This is a genomic window from Galbibacter marinus, from assembly GCF_000300875.1.
Classification (GTDB): Bacteria; Bacteroidota; Bacteroidia; order Flavobacteriales; family Flavobacteriaceae; genus Galbibacter; species Galbibacter marinus.
In genome coordinates this window covers 57400-76638 of record NZ_AMSG01000004.1, presented here as the reverse complement: position 1 = coordinate 76638, position 19239 = coordinate 57400, and the positions used below count along the sequence as shown (strand labels likewise).

The following is a 19239-nucleotide window of genomic DNA, read 5'->3' as shown; positions in this document are numbered from 1 at the left end:
CGCTATATATGCGCTACGTGTTGATCATTCTCCTGCTTATATTTCCTCCCACTGTATTGGAGGCTCAGGAGCCTATTACATTAAAAGATAGCTTGATCAGCCTAAAGACCAGTATCCATCATTATAAAAACACTGGAGATTACGGAAAGGCGGTACTAGGCCTAGAGAAGGGTATCAAATTAGCCAATAGCACCAATAACATAGAAGCTATTATTGATTTTTACAATCTATATGCCCGCTTAAACATACAATTTACAAGGCCTGTAAATCCTGAAATATACCTCAATGAGGCTCGTGAGGTGTTACGCATGTACAAATACCCCAATGGCCAGGCTATTTCTTCAGCCATTGAAGCCTACCTTCAAGCATCTTTAGGAAATGACTTTCAAGCGATGCAACACGTGCGCAAAGCCCTAGGTGCAGCAGACCATAACAATCCAGATGTCACCAGTGTCATGGAGCTTTATATTGGGATGACTTATCATAAATTAAAAATGTATGATAAAGCCAAAAAGGTGCTACAAAGGATGATTCCTCCAATAAATTCATATGAGGAAAAATATTTGTTAGCGATTTACCAACTGGTTCTCGCCACGATCTATTTTGAAGAAGAAAATTACGAGAGTGCTCAAATATTATTGGATAACGCCCTGAGAATTTCTGCTCGCTACGGGTTCCCTAGAATCCTCCTTGACACCAACCGACTCAAATATGAAATTGCTCAACATGAACAGGATTACAAAAAGGCTTTACTATACTATAAAAAAGCCGATAGTATCCAACTGAAATATTTCAACCCTAAAGCACTACAACAACAAAACGAAGTCGCATCAGCAAGTGAATCAGAATTTCTAAACAATGTGATTGCTCGAATGAGCCAGGATGAAATAAAGCAACAACAGAAGGTGAATATTTCAAAGCTCACTTCTGTTTTAAGCTCAGCATTACTGATCATTATTTCGCTTCTAACTATTTCGCTATATAGAAATAACCAGATTAAGTTTAAAACAAACGATCTTCTTGTAAAGAAAAACAGAGAACTTCAAGTTGCCAAAGAAGAGGCTGAAAAGGCTATGAGAGCTAAGGGTGAATTCCTTTCCACTGTAAGCCATGAATTAAGAACGCCCTTATATGCAGTTACAGGCCTTACACATTTATTATTAGAGGAGAATCCAAAAGAAAGTCAAAAGGAACATCTAAAATCTTTAAAATTCTCTGGGGAATACCTGTTAGATTTCATCAACGACATACTTCAAATAAATAAAATAGATGCCAACAAGCTATTGGCTGAAAAATTAGTTTTTGATTTGCCTAAGGCTTTAAATGACGTAGCTAATTCATTGCGACAAACCGCTCATGAAAACAAGAATACCATTGTTTTAGAATTGGATGATCAAATCCCAAGCAAACTTGTTGGTGACTCACTTAAGTTATCGCAAATTTTGATCAACCTTGTGGGGAATGCTTTAAAGTTTACAGAGAACGGAAAAGTCATTGTCCGTACTGAGCTAGTGTATTTAGATCATCAGAGTTGTAAGGTACATTTTGAAGTCAATGATGAAGGAATCGGGATTTCAGAAGAGATGCAGCTAAACATCTTTGAGAGTTTTGCTCAAGGATCCATACAGATTAACCGCAAATACGGTGGTACAGGATTAGGACTGACAATTGTAAAGAGCTTACTTAGTTTATTTAATAGTGAAATCCACTTAAAAAGCGAGGTAGGAATGGGAAGCTCTTTCTACTTTGATTTAAATTTTGACATTCCAGATCCCACCACCATAGAAGAAGAAAAAACAGAAGAGTTAGAAGAAGCCTCTTTGAACGGCTTGCATCTTTTGGTAGTGGAAGACAATAAAATAAACCAAGTAATTACCAAAAAGATGTTAGGTAAAAAAGGAATTAGCTGCCATGTGGCCGACAATGGCTACGAGGCCATAAAGCTTGCCAAAGAGAATACATATGATCTAATTCTAATGGATATTCATATGCCCGGCATCAGTGGATTAATTACAACTGAAGAAATCCGTAAATTCAATACTACAATCCCTATCATTGCCTTAACCGCACTATCATTAGATGACAGTACCGATGACTTTTTCGCCTCAGGGTGTAATAACATAATCACTAAACCATTTAAGCCAGATTTATTCTACCAGACCATTGGAAATTCGATCCTAAAATCGAAAAGCGAACATGTTCAATAAGCCTGCCACTTAAGTTAAATCAACTCGATGCGGCTTTTAATATTGCGTTATTAAACTGGTTTTCATCATTAAGAATCCTAACTCTAATTGGCAAGTAATATAGATGATCTAGATGTTCAGAGAGACGTGTAAAATCCTTTTCGGTAGTAAGAATTAGCTCATGAGCTTTAAGCTCAGCAATTTCTTTTGGGGTAAAATTGTGATGATCCGAATACTCAAGATGTTTAAAGTTTAGACCTTGAGCATTTAAATAATTAAGTAAGGGTGCTGGCTTAGCAATTCCTGTAACCAGCGTAAATGGCATAGATTTTAGATCACTCAATTCCCTGTCATCTTTGTGTCCAATAACTTTTGAGTGGTACTCAATAGTACTAAAATATAATTGATCTTTAGGGGATAGTTGCAGTCGTCTTTGTGTTTTGATCATCTGCTGATGGGTTAAATCCGAAGGACACTTGGTGACCACTATAATATCAGCACGTTTGGCCTGGGATTTAGTATCTCTAAGATTGCCAGCTGGGAGCAAGAGATCATCAGTATACAAATCTCCATACATGGTTAAGAGCACATTAAAGCTCGCTTTTACCTTTCGATGCTGAAATCCGTCATCAAGTAATACAACCTCAATTCCTTGGGTAGTTTTTAGCTGCTCAATACCATTTCTTCGATTCTCATCAACAGCAACTGTAACATTAGGTAATTTACAATGATATTGAAATGGCTCATCCCCTAGACTTCGAACAGTTGCATTTTCATCAGCCAATACAAAACCTTGAGTGGCTCGTTTATAACCTCTTGATAAAATAGCCGTTTTGTAAGAGTCAGCTAATAATTGAGCAATGTATTCAGTCATAGGTGTCTTACCAGTCCCTCCCACACTTAAATTACCAATACAAATAACTGGAATATCAAACCTCTTAGAAGCAAAGATTTGCCAATCGTAATATACATTACGAATGAAGACAACAACCCCATAGAGCCATGAAAAAGGTAAAAGTAATTTTCTCAATCTTTGCATAAGTTGCGAAATTAGATTAATTTATCTTTGAAAAAAAATGTATCGATGCGAATTAAAGATGTAATTTCTACTATTGAAACCATAGCACCCCTTGATTATGCTGAAGACTTCGACAATGTGGGTCTGCTCATTGGTGATCAATCAACTAAGGTCACTGGGGTTTTAGTTACTTTAGACACTCTTGAGAGTGTAGTTGATGAAGCCATTGAAAAGAATTGTAATCTTATTGTGAGCTTCCATCCTATTATTTTTAGTGGTCTAAAGAAAATCACAGGAAAGAATTACGTTGAGCGGGTTGTTATTAAGGCCATTCAAAACAATATTGCTATTTATACCATGCACACAGCATTAGACAATAGCTTTGTCGGGGTAAACGCTAAAATATGCGAAGTGCTAGGGCTAGAAAACAGAGAGGTCCTCATCCCGCAAAAATCAACAATCAAAAAACTTATCACCTATGTCCCCTATAAATATGCCGAAGCATTACGCAAAGCATTATTTGAAGTTGGTGGTGGATCCATTGGTAATTATGACAATTGTAGTTTTAGTATAGAGGGTACTGGCAGTTTTAAACCAAATGACAAATCCAATCCTGTTGTAGGCCAAAAAGGAGAAACGCACTATGGGACAGAAATTCAAATTAACATTACCTTCCCAAAACATTTAGAGAATAAAGTATTATCCATATTAAAGAAGGAACATCCCTATGAGGAGATTGCCTATGAAATAATGACATTAGAGAACCACAACCAACACATAGGAATAGGAATGGTGGGTGAACTTCAAGAGGCCCAAAAAGCTGAAGAGTTCTTAAAAATTGTAAAACAACGAATGAACGTTGGTGTTATACGCCATTCAAAATTATTGGAGAAAGAAATAAAAAAAGTAGCTGTTTTAGGTGGTAGTGGCGCCTTTGCTATTAACAGTGCAATAGCATCGGGCGCGGATCTGTACATCACCGCAGATATTAAATATCACGAGTTTTATAAAGCAGAAAATAAACTAGTTATAGCTGATATTGGCCATTATGAAACCGAACAATACACAAAAAATCTTTTAGTTGACTTTCTTACGAAAAAATTCACTAATTTTGCAATCGTTTTATCAGTTTGTAATACAAACCCCGTCAAGTATTTATAAAGAATATGGCAAAAAAGACCGAAGTAACAGTTGAAGAGAAATTAAGAACCTTATACGACTTGCAATTGATTGATTCTCGCATAGATGAGATTCGAAATGTTCGTGGAGAATTACCTTTAGAAGTGGAGGATTTGGAAGATGAGGTTGAGGGATTAAAAACCCGATTAGAAAAACACAATGGCAATCTTGTAGAGATTACAGAGGAGATTTCTAACAAAAAAAACCTTATTGAAGAAGCGAAATCTTTAATTAAAAAATACGGCGACCAGCAGAAGAATGTTAGAAATAACCGAGAATTTAATTCCCTAACAAAAGAGGTTGAGTTCCAAGAACTCGAAATCGAATTGGCTGAGAAGCACATTAAAGAATTTAAGGTTCAGATCGAGCAGAAAAAAGAAGTAATCGCTCAAACCAAAGAACGTCTATCTGAACGCGAAAATCATCTAAAACACAAAAAAGGTGAACTAGATGATATCTTAAAAGAAACAGAGAAAGAGGAAAAGGCCTTGATCGACAAGAGTTTAGAATACGAAAACCTTATCGAAGCTAGACTTCTATCGGCATACAAGAGAATTCGAGCGAATGTAAAAAACGGATTAGCCATCGTTCCAATTGAGCGTGGTGCATCTGGAGGTTCATTCTTCACAATTCCACCACAGGTTCAAATGGAAATTGCATCTCGCAAAAAAATCATCACTGACGAGCACAGTGGTAGAATACTTGTAGATCCAGCACTTGCTGAGGAAGAAAAACAAAGAATGGAAGATATGTTTGCTGCTATCTAAGTCAAGCAATCACCATAAAAAAATAAAAAAGTCTTACAACAATTATTGTAAGACTTTTTTACGTGATAAAAAGCCAACGAAACCAAGAGAGGAATTAGCAATTTGCGCCAATCCTATTATTGTATAATACGCTTTGAGATTTCATATGTATAGGTGTATCTGAATTACCAAGATCCAAAGAGTTTAATTCTTGCACATGTTGCAATTGATCTAACTCAATTTGGGTAATCTTTGTCAGATTGTAATAAAGCCCATAATTTCTTTTCTTATCGTACACCACCCATTTCTTATCCTTATAAACTCGACTAAAATATTTCCCGAGTAAAGGCAACACATCAAAATTAGAATGTACAACGCCTACCCCAATATCATGTTTAGATTCATCAAGAACCATGGTATCCTTAATGCGTTGTAATTCGCGATCAACCATTTTTGAAACTTGATGTACTCGAAGAACATAAATATTTGAATGATCAGTATGGCTAAAGGTTTCTGCGGAATAAGCGTGAACAATATAGCGCAAAAGCGCATCTTCAGTTCCTTTAATCTCGCTCAAGAAAACCTTATAAAGTTCGTTAGCAGCGGTCTTAGAGATTTTTAATTGTAAGGAATGCCATACCTTCTTAGCCTTTAAGTTTGAAGTCTGCACTATTTTCCCTTCCGCAAACATATCTGGAGTATAGTGCCTTGGTTTGACTACACAAACATCTTTTAAGTTCTGATCAAATACCTGATATACTGCAGTTAGAAACCCTGCAAAACTTCCATCGTAAATTAATATTGTTTTCATATCTGCTTTTTTATTAAGCTTTGTAAAGCAGGCTAAAAAAGTTCTTTTTACAGTTTTTGGAAAATTTCCAACTTTCAACCCTCCGAATTTCATATCTTTACAAAGTTTTGCATTAACTAATGTACTTAACGATTCAAATATATGGAAATTTTCCAATAAAAAGGAAAGTTTCCAAAAAATTTTTATATTTACCTTGAATTCACTGTAATTGAACAGCATGAAAAACGAACTTCCCATTGAAATAATTCGATTTAAAGAAATAAGAGAGTCTCATTCTCATACCCAACAGAGCTTTGCTTCCTTGCTGGGAATCAAAAATTCAACTGCTGATATTGAAAGGGGCAAATCAAAAATTTCTGGTAATATCGTAGTCGAACTTATGGATCAATTCAACATCAACCCTCTTTGGCTATTTGGAAAGAGCGAACAAAAGATCTTAGAGCTAAAAGTAAACACTGCGCCCAAAGTTCTAACTGTCGATACTGAGAACAACGATAGCATGGTCCTTGTAAATGTAAAAGCAGCAGCAGGTTACCCTTCCAATATTCAAGATTTAGATTGGTATGAATCACTACCAGCGTTTCAAATACCCTTACCAGAATTTAGAAATGCTACATATAGAGGTTTTCAAGTCCAGGGAGATAGTATGCTTCCAAGTCTTCATCCAAAAGAATGGGTTTTAGGGAAGGCTGTAGAACAACTAGATTATTTGACCAACCACAGCATTTGTGTAGTGGTGATGTCGGATAGCGTTCTTGTGAAAAAGGTACAAAAACATATGGAGAAGGATAAGCTATCCCTAATTTCATTAAATCCAGAATATCCCCCTCTTACCATCGACACTCATTTAATTCAAGAAATATGGGAAGTACATAGCAAGTTGAGTTTTGAAATTGACAACAACTCAGAAAATGCAACTTTAGGACAAATACAACAATCTATAGCTGCTCTAAAAAATGAGATTAATCAACTAAAGAAGTAGGTTATAACTTACCTAAACTACCTTGTTATCAGAAGATTTATCACTTAGAAAGGGGTGATAAATTTATAAAACCAGCGTCCATAAATCACAAAGAGTGCCTCAAAAGGCACTCTCTAATTCAATCAAACAAACTAACTAAAATTCGAGACAATTTTGATGTGGAATTCAAAATTTACTTATTCCAGTTACACAAATATAGGTTCTTATTTCTTAAAATCATCCATCAAATACCTATTTATTCGACCAAATGCTTAGTTTGTCTTGTTTTGTAGATCTTCAGTTAATTCATACCACAGTTCTGTTTGCTTTTCTAAATGCTGTTTTTTACGGTTATACTTCTCAAAAAATTCTGATTCGGAATCCAATTCCGAATGGCTTTTAGCCAGTTCTTTTTCCAATGACGCAAGCTCCATCTCAAGAGTTGATATTTCACTTTCAATTTTGCTTATTTTATTCTTCAGTCCTTTGAGCTCTTTTTGCTCCTCGAAGCTCAATTGTTTTTGTGGCTTTTTTTCAACTACAGTTTTTTCATTGACCTCTGACTTTTTTTCGATTGCTCTAAAGTCATCGGCTTTACGCTCTTCAAGATAAAAATCAATATCACCTAAATATTCCTTTAGCTTACCATCTCTAAATTCATATACCCTGTCAGTGAGCCCTTGCAGAAAATCCCTATCGTGAGAAACTAAGATCAACGTCCCTTCAAAGTTCTTAAGCGCTTCCTTTAAGACATTTTTAGATTTAATATCCAAGTGATTCGTAGGCTCATCCATCACAAGGACGTTAAAAGGATGTAGAAGCATCTTACAGAGCGCTAAACGGTTTCGCTCCCCTCCTGATAAAACCTTTACCTTCTTATCCACCTGATCGCCTCTAAAGAGGAAGGAACCTAGCATATCTCTAACCTTTACCCTGTTGGAATCAGTAGCCTCATCCAACATGGTATCTAATATGGTCTTTTCACCATCGAGATACTCTGCCTGGTTTTGCGCGAAATACCCAAGTTGAACATTATGTCCCAACTTTAAGTGTCCCTTATAATCCAACTCACCTACAATGATCTTTGCCAAAGTAGTTTTACCCTGACCGTTTTGACCAACAAAAGCAATTTTAGAACTGCGTTCTACTGACAGGTCAATATCTTTAAGGATCTCCTTTTTTCCGTAACTCTTAGCAACATTCTCAGCCTCAATCACAACTCTCCCTGGATTTACAGAAACAGGGAACCGCACGTTCATCACCGCAGTATCTTCATCATCGACCTCAATTCGATCAACCTTGTCTAATTTCTTGATCAGGGATTGTGCCATAGAAGCCTTTGAGGCTTTGGCTCTAAATTTTTCAATCAGCTTCTCGGTTTGTTGTATTTGCTTTTCCTGATTCTTTTGTGCGTTTAGTTGTAGCGCTCTGATTTCAGCTCGTAATTCCAAATACTGAGAATAAGGTTTGTTATAGTCATATGCTCTACCTAGAGAAATCTCAATAGTTCTATTGGTCACGTTGTCCAAAAACATCTTATCGTGAGAAACGATTACAACAGCTCCAGAATAAGATTTCAGAAATTCTTCTAACCAAATGATCGATTCAATATCCAAGTGATTGGTCGGCTCATCGAGCAACAGCACATCATTATCCTGAAGTAATAACTTAGCGAGCTCAATACGCATTCTCCATCCTCCAGAGAAGGTGTCTGTTAGCTTGTCAAAATCGGAACGCTTAAAACCAAGACCCTGTAGAATACGTTCTGTCTTCCCTTGATAATTGTACCCCCCTAAAATCTCATATCGATGAGTCAAATCGCTCAGATCCACAATCAATTGACTGTAAGATTCACTCTCATAGTCCGTTCGCTCAGCGAGTTGGGTATTAATGGAATCCAACTGCAATTCCAATGAAATGATTTCTTGGAAAGCCTGATAAGCTTCCTGAAGAACTGTATTTCCTAAAACGAAGTCAATATCTTGCTTTAAAAATCCAATCCGAATATTTTTATCTGAAGAAATCACACCTCCATCAGGCTGCATTTCTTTGGCCAGCATTTTAAGCATAGTGGATTTCCCCGCACCGTTTTTTCCGATAAGTCCAACTCGGTCTCCAGGGTTTAACCGAAATGAAATATCTTCAAACAAATATTCTCCACCAAAGGAAACTGAAAGCTGATGAATGTTAAGCATAGTAATGAATTTAAAACTTTACAAATAACACCTAAAATAGTATCTTTGTAAAAAATTTTTGCAAATGTTAAAAAAAGGAAGCAAAATATACAGCATTTTAACAGGAACTTGTCCAAAATGTAATGAAGGGAAGATGTATAGGACTAAGAATGCGTATAATCCCTCTGAAACTTTAAAAATGCACGAACATTGTTCGGCATGCGGATTCAAATTTCAAATAGAACCTTCTTTCTTTTATGGAGCTATGTATGTAAGTTATGGTGTTGGAATTGCATTTGCTGTAGCAGCATTCGTGATCTCTTATTTATTTATTGGTACCACCTTAAAAACCTCCTTTTATGCTATTATCGGAACGTTAGTTGCTTTTATGCCCGTTATCATGAGGGTATCCAGAAATATATGGATTAACCTGTTTGTAAAATACAATCCATCGGCCACTAACAAGAGCGAAGCTTAAACTTCTTAAGGAACCGTTCTATATCAATTTCACGATCAAGCGGTATTTCTTGGGTGATATAATCATATAGCAACATGGATAGATAAGGGGCTAACATCACTCCCCTACTTCCTAATCCATTTAATAAAAAGAGCCTATTGTGTTCTGGATGTTTACCTATTAGTGGATGTCGATCCGTTACAGTAGGACGTACACCCGCAAGATGTTTGAGAACCTTATAGGGGCGCTTTAAAAAGGAGCTTAATTTTTGTTCCAATTCAATTCTTGATGCCTCGGTAGGCACATTGGTTTTATCCTTCCACTTATAGGTAGCTCCTACCTTATACTTTTGCTCACCAAGTGGCAGCAAAAATACCGCTGCTTTAATAATCATGTCGATTTCTAAACCTGGAATTTCAACTTCAAGAACCTCGCCCTTTGTCCCAACTAATGGCAAATAATTAAAAAATGGATTGGAATGCAACCCAAAGCCTTCACAAAAGACAATATACCTAGCCTGCAGCCCTTTATACTCCACCATATCTTCTCCAATACTAAGCTGAGAATAATCAAAACGTTCTTCTTTCAATTTCCCAGAAGCACCAAGATAATTTAAATATCGCTGTTGTAGTAGATTGGTATGAATCCAACCGCCCTGCTTAACTTCACCATAGCCGAAATCCGACACGATTCCTTCGATACTATCCTTGACCAAGGTCGTAGAGAGAAAAGGCTGTAGATAAGGCTTATCTGCAGCCTCGAACCAAGAGTTTTGCTCCTCTACAGAAAAGAAACGTCTGTAGATGGATTGAGGGTAATCGAGTTTAACTAACAACTTATCTTCCAGGGTGCGGTAAAATGGATGAAGCATATCAAGTTGTTCTTGCGCCTTCCAAACCGAGGTATACCGTTTAAAGATAACGGGATTATACATCCCAGCAGCAATATTCGAAGACTGCTGAGAATTATCATCAAACACCATAAAGGATTGATTATTACTCACCAATTGTTCACAGAAGGCGATACCTCCAAGTCCAGAACCAACAACTATAAAATCTATCATTTTGCAAATTTAAAACTTTACAAAATACAAACCACGTCCGAGGACGTGGTTATAATTATTTTAGCGCAATGTTTTGAATTGGAATTTGTACAACCCTTAGTAGCTCCACATATCCTGTTCTTTATTACGGATATTTTCTTTTATACGTTGAGCTTCTAACAATTGGAACATAGCATTATCAGGAATGTATTCCTTAATCGCTCTGTCACCCTGTACGTTTTCTTCCTTATAAATAACAGCATCAAAACGACGAGCATTTAATAGCTGATCGAAGGAAATAGGCCTTGACGAATTATGATCATTAAAGGCTTTGGCTTCATGTAGAATTTCTCTTGCACTTGGGAACCAAACCCAGAACAATTCAACAAGGTCGGATTGCTCACTATCGATAAAGTTTACATCTGGAGCCACTGGCGCAATTCCCAATAGACGGTATTTAAGTTCACCTTGTCTTTTGTCGAAATACCAAACCCCTTTAATTCTGTACTCCTGAATATCAGCAGCAGTCAAATTCCTTCTATTGATGTACTCCGCAGAAACCTGCTCACCAGCATTTAATTGCTCATAACCCAGATCTGTAGTATCTACCTTTTGAAGAGTGGCCTCAAGATCACTAAACTTTCTTTTTTCAGTGAAGTATGAATCCACATAAACTTCATCAATATTCCCGTTTTTAATATTACTAACCAGCACGTGATACAGCGATCTACGCGCCTGACCTATCCCAATAGTATCTATGGGATAGTAAAATGGAAAATTAATTCGTTCATCCAAATCGATGCGCTCCCAAACGGTCTTTGACCAAAGAATATCACGGTCATCAACATAACCATAAGGTAATGGCTCATCGTTGTCTGCCTCGATTTGCGCCTCGGTCTTCTTCCCTACTTCCTCTGGAGTTTTCGCATTGAGCAAATTGGCCTGCGAAAAGCCAGCGGTGGAAAAAAGCGTGGCGGTAATTGTTAATACTAAAATACCTTTCCAATTCATGTCGCTAATGATTTATTAATTTGTTAGCTCAATTACAACTGGTGATACCTTTTTCAATTTGTATGACCTGTTATTAGTAATATAAGCTTCGATGTCAAAAATCTGAACAGATTCTCCTCTACCCGCTCTACGCAGTGCAGATTTTGCTCTGTCATTTAATTTATTCCCACGAACCTCAACAGTCGGCTGCCCAGGAACTTTAAATTTAAATCCGCTAATGGCAAGATTCAAGTCAAAGTCAAAGTCCTCAAGCATCGCCCCAACGGTCGAGATCTCAAGATTAGTTCTAGGCATCTTGATCTCACCATATTCACCACGAACCGTACCGGAAGGTCTAGGAATATCTTTAATTCTAAATTCTGAAGAAGAAGAAACACGTTGTCCATCTGGCAAAGTTCCACTTGCAGAAATAGTCACGGTTCTACCTGTACCTGGATTCATAGCGTATTTACTTCCAGAAACTTTTTGCAATCCAGCTGCAGAAGCAGAAACCTTATTATCAGGAATACCAGGAATTGAAATAGTTATTGGATTGGAAACACCGCGGTAAACCACATTCATCTTATCTGCAGAAATAACAGCAGCGTTGGGTTTTGTAATGGTAGCGAACTTCTGTAAAACTGGAACTTCGATATCCTCACCATCTTGCTTAAAGATAAGATTACCCTCGATAGTGTGATCTCCCGCACTCCCAGCATTTACCGTTAGCTTCACCCTTCCATCTTCAATTACAAAATCTTCGTTTTCCACTAATTCTCTTCCATCTAAAGTTAAGTTCACTTCATTTGGACGTGTAGTAGCATCTTTTCTACCTAGGACAATAGCACCATCAAATTTTTCACCCTGATAATAAGCGCTTTTTGGTTGCTCTAATAAGGTAGTATAATTTGTCATTGAAAGATCCGATGCCATTTGCCCTTGTAACATTGCCTTTAGAATCTCATCTTGAGTTGATTTAATATCAGATTGCAATAAGGTTACTTTGGTAAGGGAGGCCACTAATGGAAACCCTTCGTAATGGTAGTTCAACCAGTTAACTGGTCTGTTGTCTCTATTGAGCACCTTACCATTTTCATCCCCGGTATTGAATCTCGCTTCAATAGAAGACACTAAGGATTCTTTTCGATCAACTCTCATTAGTGAATCAGGGATTTGGTTTATGGTGCTAATGGTGGTATTTCTAAATTCGTCGATGTAATCGACAAACTTTTGACCCTCAGCGGTATAAATACCACCTCCAAAAAAGGCCTGATCAAGAAATGCCGACTTATCCATAACCTCGTAATCCGAACGCTCTTCAGGGTCAATCTCAGCAACCATTGCAGATTTTAGGCTGTCTAGGTAACTATTGAAATTCACTGAAGATTCCCTCACCTTTTCAACATTGTTAAATAGGGCTTCGTATTTTTCAGGTTGCTCCGTGGATTTTAATTTCAAATCGTTAAAAGCAGCCAAGTTTCTCTCTGTTGCTTTTTCATTGAAGTTTGTCAGCTTTTCGTTCAGTAGACCGAAAGCCGATAAGACTTCTTTACTCATATTCAACGCCAACATTGCGATGAAAACCAGATACATCAGGTTAATCATCTTCTGACGTGGTGATAATTTTCCTCCTGCCATGATTTAATCAGTTTTTATGATTCTCAAATAAACTTTAAACAAAACACGCTAAATTAATTAGCCGTTTTATTCATAGCAGTTAACATTCCACCATACACCGAGTTCAACGAGCTCAGGTTTGAAGTAAGGGAACGCATTTCGTCTTTTAATCTACCAGCATTAGATGCAACTTCTTCTTGAATCGCCGCTTGTCTATTAGCGCTATCTAATTGCACTTTATAGAGGCTGTTAAGCGACTCCATTTGAGCTGCAGCTAGAGAAAGTTCTTCACTGTATTTTTTAGTTGAAGTCAAGGCTTCAGCGGTAGGAGCAATTCCTTTTGCAGCGCCTTCGAAGTTTCGGATGCTATCACCAAGACTAGCCATTAAAGAAGAATCAATTTTAGCCTCCTTCAACATATCGTCTAGTTTTTTTGAAAGCTGTCCTTCAGCTTCTTTAATCTCCAAAGCTTGGTTTTTACGAGAAGCTCCAATTGCAGCCCCTGTAGCAAGTTCTGGATATACAAGTGTCCAGTCTAAATCTTCATCAACAGGCTCAAATGCAGAAATAGCAAATATAATTGCCTCTGCAATTAACCCCACTGCCAATAGGACGGTTCCGTTTAAAGGACCAAATTCCCAGTGAGTAAGTTTAAACAATGCACCTAAAATTACAATAGATGCTCCTAGCCCGTAGGCCATGGTAAACAATTTCTTAGATGATTTCGATTGTGCCATAGTAAATAATTTTTAAGTTAAGTTACGTTATTAAACAAGTAGTATTTGGATTCTTAATTAACGGTGGACTCTGTACCCATATAGTCTTGTACCGTTCTAAAGCCGATGTAACTTCTCGCAGAGTCTTGGTACTCATAATCTCTAGTACTAACCTGTAAAAAGTAAGCTACATCCTTCCATGAACCTCCTCTAATAACTTTACGTTTGTTTTCGCCATCATAAGTATTAGGGTTCATTGTGGAAACATATTCGTACGAATTGGGGTCGTATGAAGAATTTGTCCATTCAGAAACATTACCTGCCATATTGTAAAGATTGTAGTCATTTGGATCATACGACTTTGCCTCCACTGTGTACAGTGCTTGGTCAGCTGCGTAATCTCCTCTTAATGGCTTAAAGTTAGCCATAAAACAGCCACGGTCATTCAATATATATGGTCCTCCCCAGGGGTACGTCCCAGATTGGATACCACCTCTAGCAGCATATTCCCATTCTGCCTCGGTAGGTAATCTAAAATGATTGACAAATTGCTTGCCATTTTCTTTTTGATAATCGTTCTTGTATTTAGTTCTCCAAGCACAAAATGCTTTGGCTTGTTTCCAAGTCACACCAACCACTGGGTAATCGCTATAAGCTTCACTCCAAAAGTAATCGTTGTGCATGGGTTCATTATAAGAGTATGCAAAATCCTTTATCCAAACCGTAGTATCTGGATAAATATTAAGTTCTTCATGTTTGATAAAGTCCAAACGACTCCCACCTCCTTTAGCTCTAGCAGCTGCTTGGATATCCATCCAGCTATATTTATACTTGAGCTCCTTCACATCAATAGTGCGTTGGCCGTTATAGGACTCCTCTGTAGATAGATAAACACTATCCATAACTTCCGCATAATATTCATCTGGATACTCAGTGACATCCCAGATCAAATCTACATCCTTGTTCAGACTTCTACCTTCATAACCAGTTTCCCCCATTCCTGCATAATTAAAGAGCATGTATTTATCGTACTCTGACAGATTTGAAGTGTCCGCATCTTTAAAAGCAAATTCACCAATACCACCAGTTCCAGGGACTTCTCCAAGTTCATCCGCTAGCACAGCTAACTTGGTTCGGACTATAGAATCCTTTACCCACTCTACAAACTGCCTGTATTCACTATTGGTTATCTCTGTTTCGTCCATATAAAATGAACGAACAGTCACTGTTTTAGTTGGAGCATTGAGAACATCGGCCATGTCTTCATCAGACCTACCCATTATGAAGGCACCTCCAGGAACTAGAGACATCCCGTAGGGCTTTTCTGGATGCCATTTTTTCCCTTGAACACCAACTAATTCTCCTCTGTCATTAGAACCACAGCTGGTCAATAATAATGTAACAGATGCTAAAAGAAATAGCTTTTTCATATACAAAATTGAGGTTAAATTACATTCTTAGATTTAAGACGGTAAACCTATTTAATAAATTTTAAAAAAACAATAAACTCGTTATTTTTGTTGTCAAATGGCTCTAAAGCACAGTCAATGGAATATATCCTTAGATTTTTAGAATCATTAAACTAACATTTTCTTATATGCTTTCCACCATCTTTCAGGTATGGTACCCTTGCTGGCTTGAACATATTCACTGTGTGTGCAAGGTAATAACGCATGCCTTTTAAATTTATTATCTAAATTTTCAATTTGTGGCACCTCTAGCCACCATCTACCAGAGATATTACTCTTGAAAAAACAAAGTTCCATATCTTCTAAAGGCACAATATACTTCGTGTAGTTCGCATTTGTGATAAAAGGGTAATCTTTTTTTCTAAAATTATAGCCTTCTATAAAATACCAAATAATTTGAGCACTCAATTGTGCACTCTGAGGGGTCTTTTTGGTGTTAAACAACCCAAAGGACGTAACCTTATCACTTATTCCCGCATAACGGCTGATGGCACAAATTTCTCGCCCATCAAAGCCATTGGGATAAGTATTGGCAGCATACCCAAGCTCGGTAGCTTTGACCGAAGTAATATCGATACTCACTAGGTCGGTATCTCTAAAGACAGGCTCTACAATTGTGATATCATTAATCACCTCCCCTAGTCTATAGGCGTCAAAAAACAATTTTTCAATCAGATCAATTTCTTCCTGAGCATTATAATAAGTTTGATACCCCACAATACTGCAGTTAAACAAATTATTAGGTTGCTCCATAATAATCTTACTCATAAAAGCATTCGAAGAGATCAGTTCATCATTGACACTAAGATCAAATTTACTGTCCACTGAGGTCAGATTTACCATTTGCTCCAAGGTATCATAAGCCCTATACATGGCAAAAGTTAGGTCCTGACTCCCACCAATTACAATAGGAACAATACTCTTTTTCAACAAATCGGTCACTAGGGAACTTAAGGCAAAATAGGTATCCTTTAGGGTTTCTCCAGGTTCAATATCCCCTAGATCCACCAAATTAGATGGCCAATTACCTTGGAAGAGTTGGTAAAATTCCTTTCGAATTACATTTAGATCTACAGCCTGTATATCCACCTCACTCTCTGAGCGAGATTCCTTAACTCCGATAATGGCAAGTTGCACATTATCAAGCTCTGGAACGCCGTCGGTCTTGGTGTGAATGCGAATGCTGTTCCCTATAGCCTGTGAAGGCAAAACTTCTTTGTGAGCCAATACAGCATTTGAAACAGGTGTTAGGAATTCAACATTCATAATTCACTAATTATTTTTTGGTTTTGGATTTGGTTGTCGTTTTTTTAGCGGTGGTTTTCTTGGTGGTCTTTTTCTTGGCAGCTGTCTTCTTCTTCGAAGAGCTTTTCTCAATCAATTCTTTGACCTGATCCAAAGTAAGTTTAGTCGCATCTATATCTTTAGACAATTCAACCTTAGTCTTTCCTTTAATAATATTGGATCTTCCCCAACGCGCCTTTTCAACGCGTATTCCTTCATCCTCCCAATTGTGAATTACCTTTTCACGTTCCTTCTTAAGCTTATCCTCAATCAAGGTTTCTATATCCTCTTGGGAGAGATTATCGAAATCGTACTTTTTGTTAACATTGATAAATATTCCATCATATTTAATAAATGGCCCAAAACGTCCTTTACCTTTGGTAACTTCCTTATCCTTATACCATGCAATTGGCGCATCAGCTTTCTTCTTAAGCTCAATGAGTTCAACAGCCCGATCGAAATTCACATCAAAAACATCTTCACCTGGAGATAGCGAAACAAAACTCTTTCCGAATCGCACATAAGGACCGAATCGACCAACGTTCACTTGAACTTCTTCTCCTTCATATTCCCCTAATGTTCTGGGAAGTTTAAACAAGGATAACGCCTCTTGAAAAGTTATGGAATCGATCGATTGATCTGGAAGCAAACTCGCAAAACGAGGCTTCTCCTCTTCTTCTACAGTTCCGATTTGTGCCATTGGGCCAAACCTCCCTAGACGAACACTTAATTGTCGGCCAGACTCAGGATCTGTACCTAGTACACGCTCTCCACTTTCACGATCTGCATTTTCTTCTACATGCAGTACGTTGGGATGAAAATCTTTGTAGAAAGATGCTATCATTTTAGTCCAATCTTCCTCACCAGAGGCAATATCATCAAAACTTTGCTCCACTTTAGCGGTAAAGTTATAATCTAAAATATTCGAAAAGTGATTGACCAAGAAATCGTTTACAATCATTCCAATATCTGTTGGCACGAGTTTCCCTTTATCGGATCCTACTGTTTCAGTTAGGGTAGCCTCTGCAACTGTATTATTAACAATAGAATACTGCAAATATTTTCGCTCTACCCCTTCAATGGTACCACGCTCTACATAACCTCTATTTTGTATGGTGGATATGGTAGGCGCATATGTCGATGGTCTACCAATACCAAGTTCTTCGAGCTTTTTTACTAAAGAGGCCTCCGTGTAACGATACGGTGGTCTAGTAAATCGCTGAGTTGCAGTGATATTTTGTTCAAAAACTTGTTCACCCACTTTTAAGGCAGGTAACATTCCTGCTCTATCCTCATCCTCTTCATCGGTTCCTTCTAAGTACACTTTAAGGAATCCTTCGAATTTCAGCACCTCCCCGTTGGCAACAAATAATTCATTGTGCTTTTCTGCCTTAACCTTCACATTGGTGCGCTCTAAAAGTGCATCGCTCATCTGTGAGGCCAAAGTACGTTTCCAAATCAGATCATATAATCGAGCTTGATCTCTATCGATTTGAACGCTATGACGGCTCATGTCCGTTGGACGAATCGCCTCGTGAGCCTCTTGTGCTCCTTTAGATTTTTTGTTATAATTTCTTGGTTTCGAAAACTTATCTCCATAAGACCTAACGATCTCCTCCTTTGCTGCATTAATAGCCTCAGGTGAGAGATTAACACTATCGGTCCTCATATAGGTGATCAACCCAGCCTCGTATAGACGCTGCGCAATAGTCATGGTTTTGGAAACTGAAAAATATAATTTCCTTGAAGCCTCCTGTTGAAGGGTCGATGTTGTAAATGGAGCGGCAGGACTCTTTTTGGCTGGCTTAGTATCCAAGTCAGCTATATGAAATGAGGTGCCTATATTTTTTTCCAGAAACTTTTTAGCCTCTTCTTTGGTATCGAAATTAGTGTTTAGTTTAGCTTTAAAGACTGTTTCTTCACTATTTTTAAATTCAGCGACCACTCTAAAAGATGCCTCTGGATTGAACTCTTTAATTTCACGTTCACGTTCTACAATAAGACGAACAGAAACGGACTGAACCCTACCAGCAGAAAGCCCTGTTTTTATTTTTTTCCAAAGTACAGGAGACAACTCATAGCCCACAAGGCGATCCAAAACCCTACGCGCTTGTTGCGCGTTCACTAGGTTGTAATCTATACTTCTAGGATTTTCAATTGCCTTTTGAATGGCATTTTTAGTAATGGAGTTAAATACAATTCGTTTGGTATTTGCTTGGTCTAATTTAAGTGTCTCTGCTAGGTGCCAAGCAATGGCCTCCCCTTCTCGGTCCTCATCACTTGCTAGCCAGACGGTTTCTGCATTTTTAACAAGTTCCTTAAGTTTCTTAACAACCGCTTTTTTATCTGAGGATACAATATACTTGGGTTTAAAACCTTTTTCCACGTCCACACCCATCTCTCTAGCAGGAAGATCAGATATATGTCCAAAACTGGACGCTACCTTATAATCCTTACCAAGAAATTTCTCAATTGTTTTTGCTTTTGCAGGTGACTCTACAATAACCAAATTCTTTGCCATACACCAAATTTTAGGTTTACAAAAGTATATAGAATTTTTAATTTGCCATACTCGAGCATGATCAAAGG

At 37.6% G+C, this 19239-nt stretch carries 15 protein-coding genes; 5 read left to right on the top strand and 10 right to left on the bottom strand.

The window, feature by feature from the left end:
* The first annotated feature begins 8 nt into the window (after positions 1 to 8).
* A complete protein-coding gene (locus I215_RS04985) occupies positions 9 to 2207 on the top strand; it encodes a tetratricopeptide repeat-containing hybrid sensor histidine kinase/response regulator (RefSeq protein ID WP_008990869.1) in 2199 nt (732 codons plus the stop codon).
* A 19-nt stretch (positions 2208 to 2226) separates the two neighbouring features.
* On the opposite strand, the gene lpxK is transcribed toward I215_RS04985, so the two are convergent.
* Positions 2227 to 3225, bottom strand: coding sequence for a tetraacyldisaccharide 4'-kinase (lpxK, locus tag I215_RS04980; RefSeq protein WP_008990868.1), 999 nt, complete (start codon positions 3223 to 3225; stop codon positions 2227 to 2229).
* A gap of 45 nt (positions 3226 to 3270) precedes the next feature.
* Here lpxK and I215_RS04975 point away from each other — a divergent pair, with 45 nt between their 5' ends.
* Positions 3271 to 4365 (top strand): Nif3-like dinuclear metal center hexameric protein, encoded by a 1095-nt coding sequence (locus tag I215_RS04975; protein ID WP_008990867.1) that lies wholly within the window; start codon positions 3271 to 3273, stop codon positions 4363 to 4365.
* Positions 4366 to 4370: 5 nt separating this feature from the next.
* Positions 4371 to 5150 (top strand): zinc ribbon domain-containing protein, encoded by a 780-nt coding sequence (locus I215_RS04970; protein ID WP_008990866.1) that lies wholly within the window; start codon positions 4371 to 4373, stop codon positions 5148 to 5150.
* A 94-nt stretch (positions 5151 to 5244) separates the two neighbouring features.
* Here the strand turns inward: I215_RS04970 and I215_RS15665 are convergent, their stop codons facing one another.
* Positions 5245 to 5940, bottom strand: coding sequence for a TIGR03915 family putative DNA repair protein (locus tag I215_RS15665; RefSeq protein WP_162131555.1), 696 nt, complete (start codon positions 5938 to 5940; stop codon positions 5245 to 5247).
* Between the two features lie 217 nt (positions 5941 to 6157).
* Between I215_RS15665 and I215_RS04960 the strand changes: the two genes are divergently transcribed.
* Complete coding sequence (locus I215_RS04960) at positions 6158 to 6922, top strand: XRE family transcriptional regulator (protein ID WP_008990864.1); 765 nt, start codon at positions 6158 to 6160, stop codon at positions 6920 to 6922.
* Between the two features lie 251 nt (positions 6923 to 7173).
* Here I215_RS04960 and I215_RS04955 read toward each other — a convergent pair whose 3' ends face one another.
* Entirely contained in the window at positions 7174 to 9096 is a 1923-nt protein-coding gene (locus I215_RS04955; protein ID WP_008990863.1) for an ABC-F family ATP-binding cassette domain-containing protein, read from the bottom strand.
* A gap of 64 nt (positions 9097 to 9160) precedes the next feature.
* Here I215_RS04955 and I215_RS04950 point away from each other — a divergent pair, with 64 nt between their 5' ends.
* Positions 9161 to 9553: a DUF983 domain-containing protein gene (locus tag I215_RS04950; RefSeq protein WP_008990862.1), complete on the top strand. Its 393-nt coding sequence runs from the start codon at positions 9161 to 9163 to the stop codon at positions 9551 to 9553.
* Here the strand turns inward: I215_RS04950 and I215_RS04945 are convergent.
* From I215_RS04945 to topA, 7 genes are all read right to left on the bottom strand, one after another.
* Positions 9534 to 10595, bottom strand: a complete 1062-nt coding sequence (locus tag I215_RS04945; protein WP_008990861.1) for an NAD(P)/FAD-dependent oxidoreductase — start codon at positions 10593 to 10595, stop codon at positions 9534 to 9536. The two genes, I215_RS04950 and I215_RS04945, sit on opposite strands and share 20 nt — an antisense overlap.
* Positions 10596 to 10691: 96 nt before the next feature.
* The gene (gene porN / locus I215_RS04940; RefSeq protein ID WP_008990860.1) at positions 10692 to 11585 is read right to left on the bottom strand and encodes a type IX secretion system ring subunit PorN/GldN; all 894 of its coding nucleotides are present in this window, start codon (positions 11583 to 11585) and stop codon (positions 10692 to 10694) included.
* Between the two features lie 15 nt (positions 11586 to 11600).
* Positions 11601 to 13202 carry a type IX secretion system motor protein PorM/GldM gene (gene porM / locus I215_RS04935; RefSeq protein WP_008990859.1) on the bottom strand — a complete coding sequence of 534 codons (1602 nt, stop codon included), beginning with the start codon at positions 13200 to 13202 and terminating at the stop codon, positions 11601 to 11603.
* A gap of 53 nt (positions 13203 to 13255) precedes the next feature.
* Positions 13256 to 13918, bottom strand: coding sequence for a type IX secretion system motor protein PorL/GldL (porL, locus tag I215_RS04930; protein WP_008990858.1), 663 nt, complete (start codon positions 13916 to 13918; stop codon positions 13256 to 13258).
* A 53-nt stretch (positions 13919 to 13971) separates the two neighbouring features.
* Positions 13972 to 15327 carry a T9SS ring complex lipoprotein PorK/GldK gene (porK, locus tag I215_RS04925; protein WP_008990857.1) on the bottom strand — a complete coding sequence of 452 codons (1356 nt, stop codon included), beginning with the start codon at positions 15325 to 15327 and terminating at the stop codon, positions 13972 to 13974.
* A 147-nt stretch (positions 15328 to 15474) separates the two neighbouring features.
* Positions 15475 to 16632 (bottom strand): formimidoylglutamase, encoded by a 1158-nt coding sequence (locus I215_RS04920; RefSeq protein ID WP_008990856.1) that lies wholly within the window; start codon positions 16630 to 16632, stop codon positions 15475 to 15477.
* A 10-nt stretch (positions 16633 to 16642) separates the two neighbouring features.
* Positions 16643 to 19171 (bottom strand): type I DNA topoisomerase, encoded by a 2529-nt coding sequence (gene topA, locus I215_RS04915; protein WP_008990855.1) that lies wholly within the window; start codon positions 19169 to 19171, stop codon positions 16643 to 16645.
* Between the last annotated feature and the right edge of the window lie 68 nt (positions 19172 to 19239).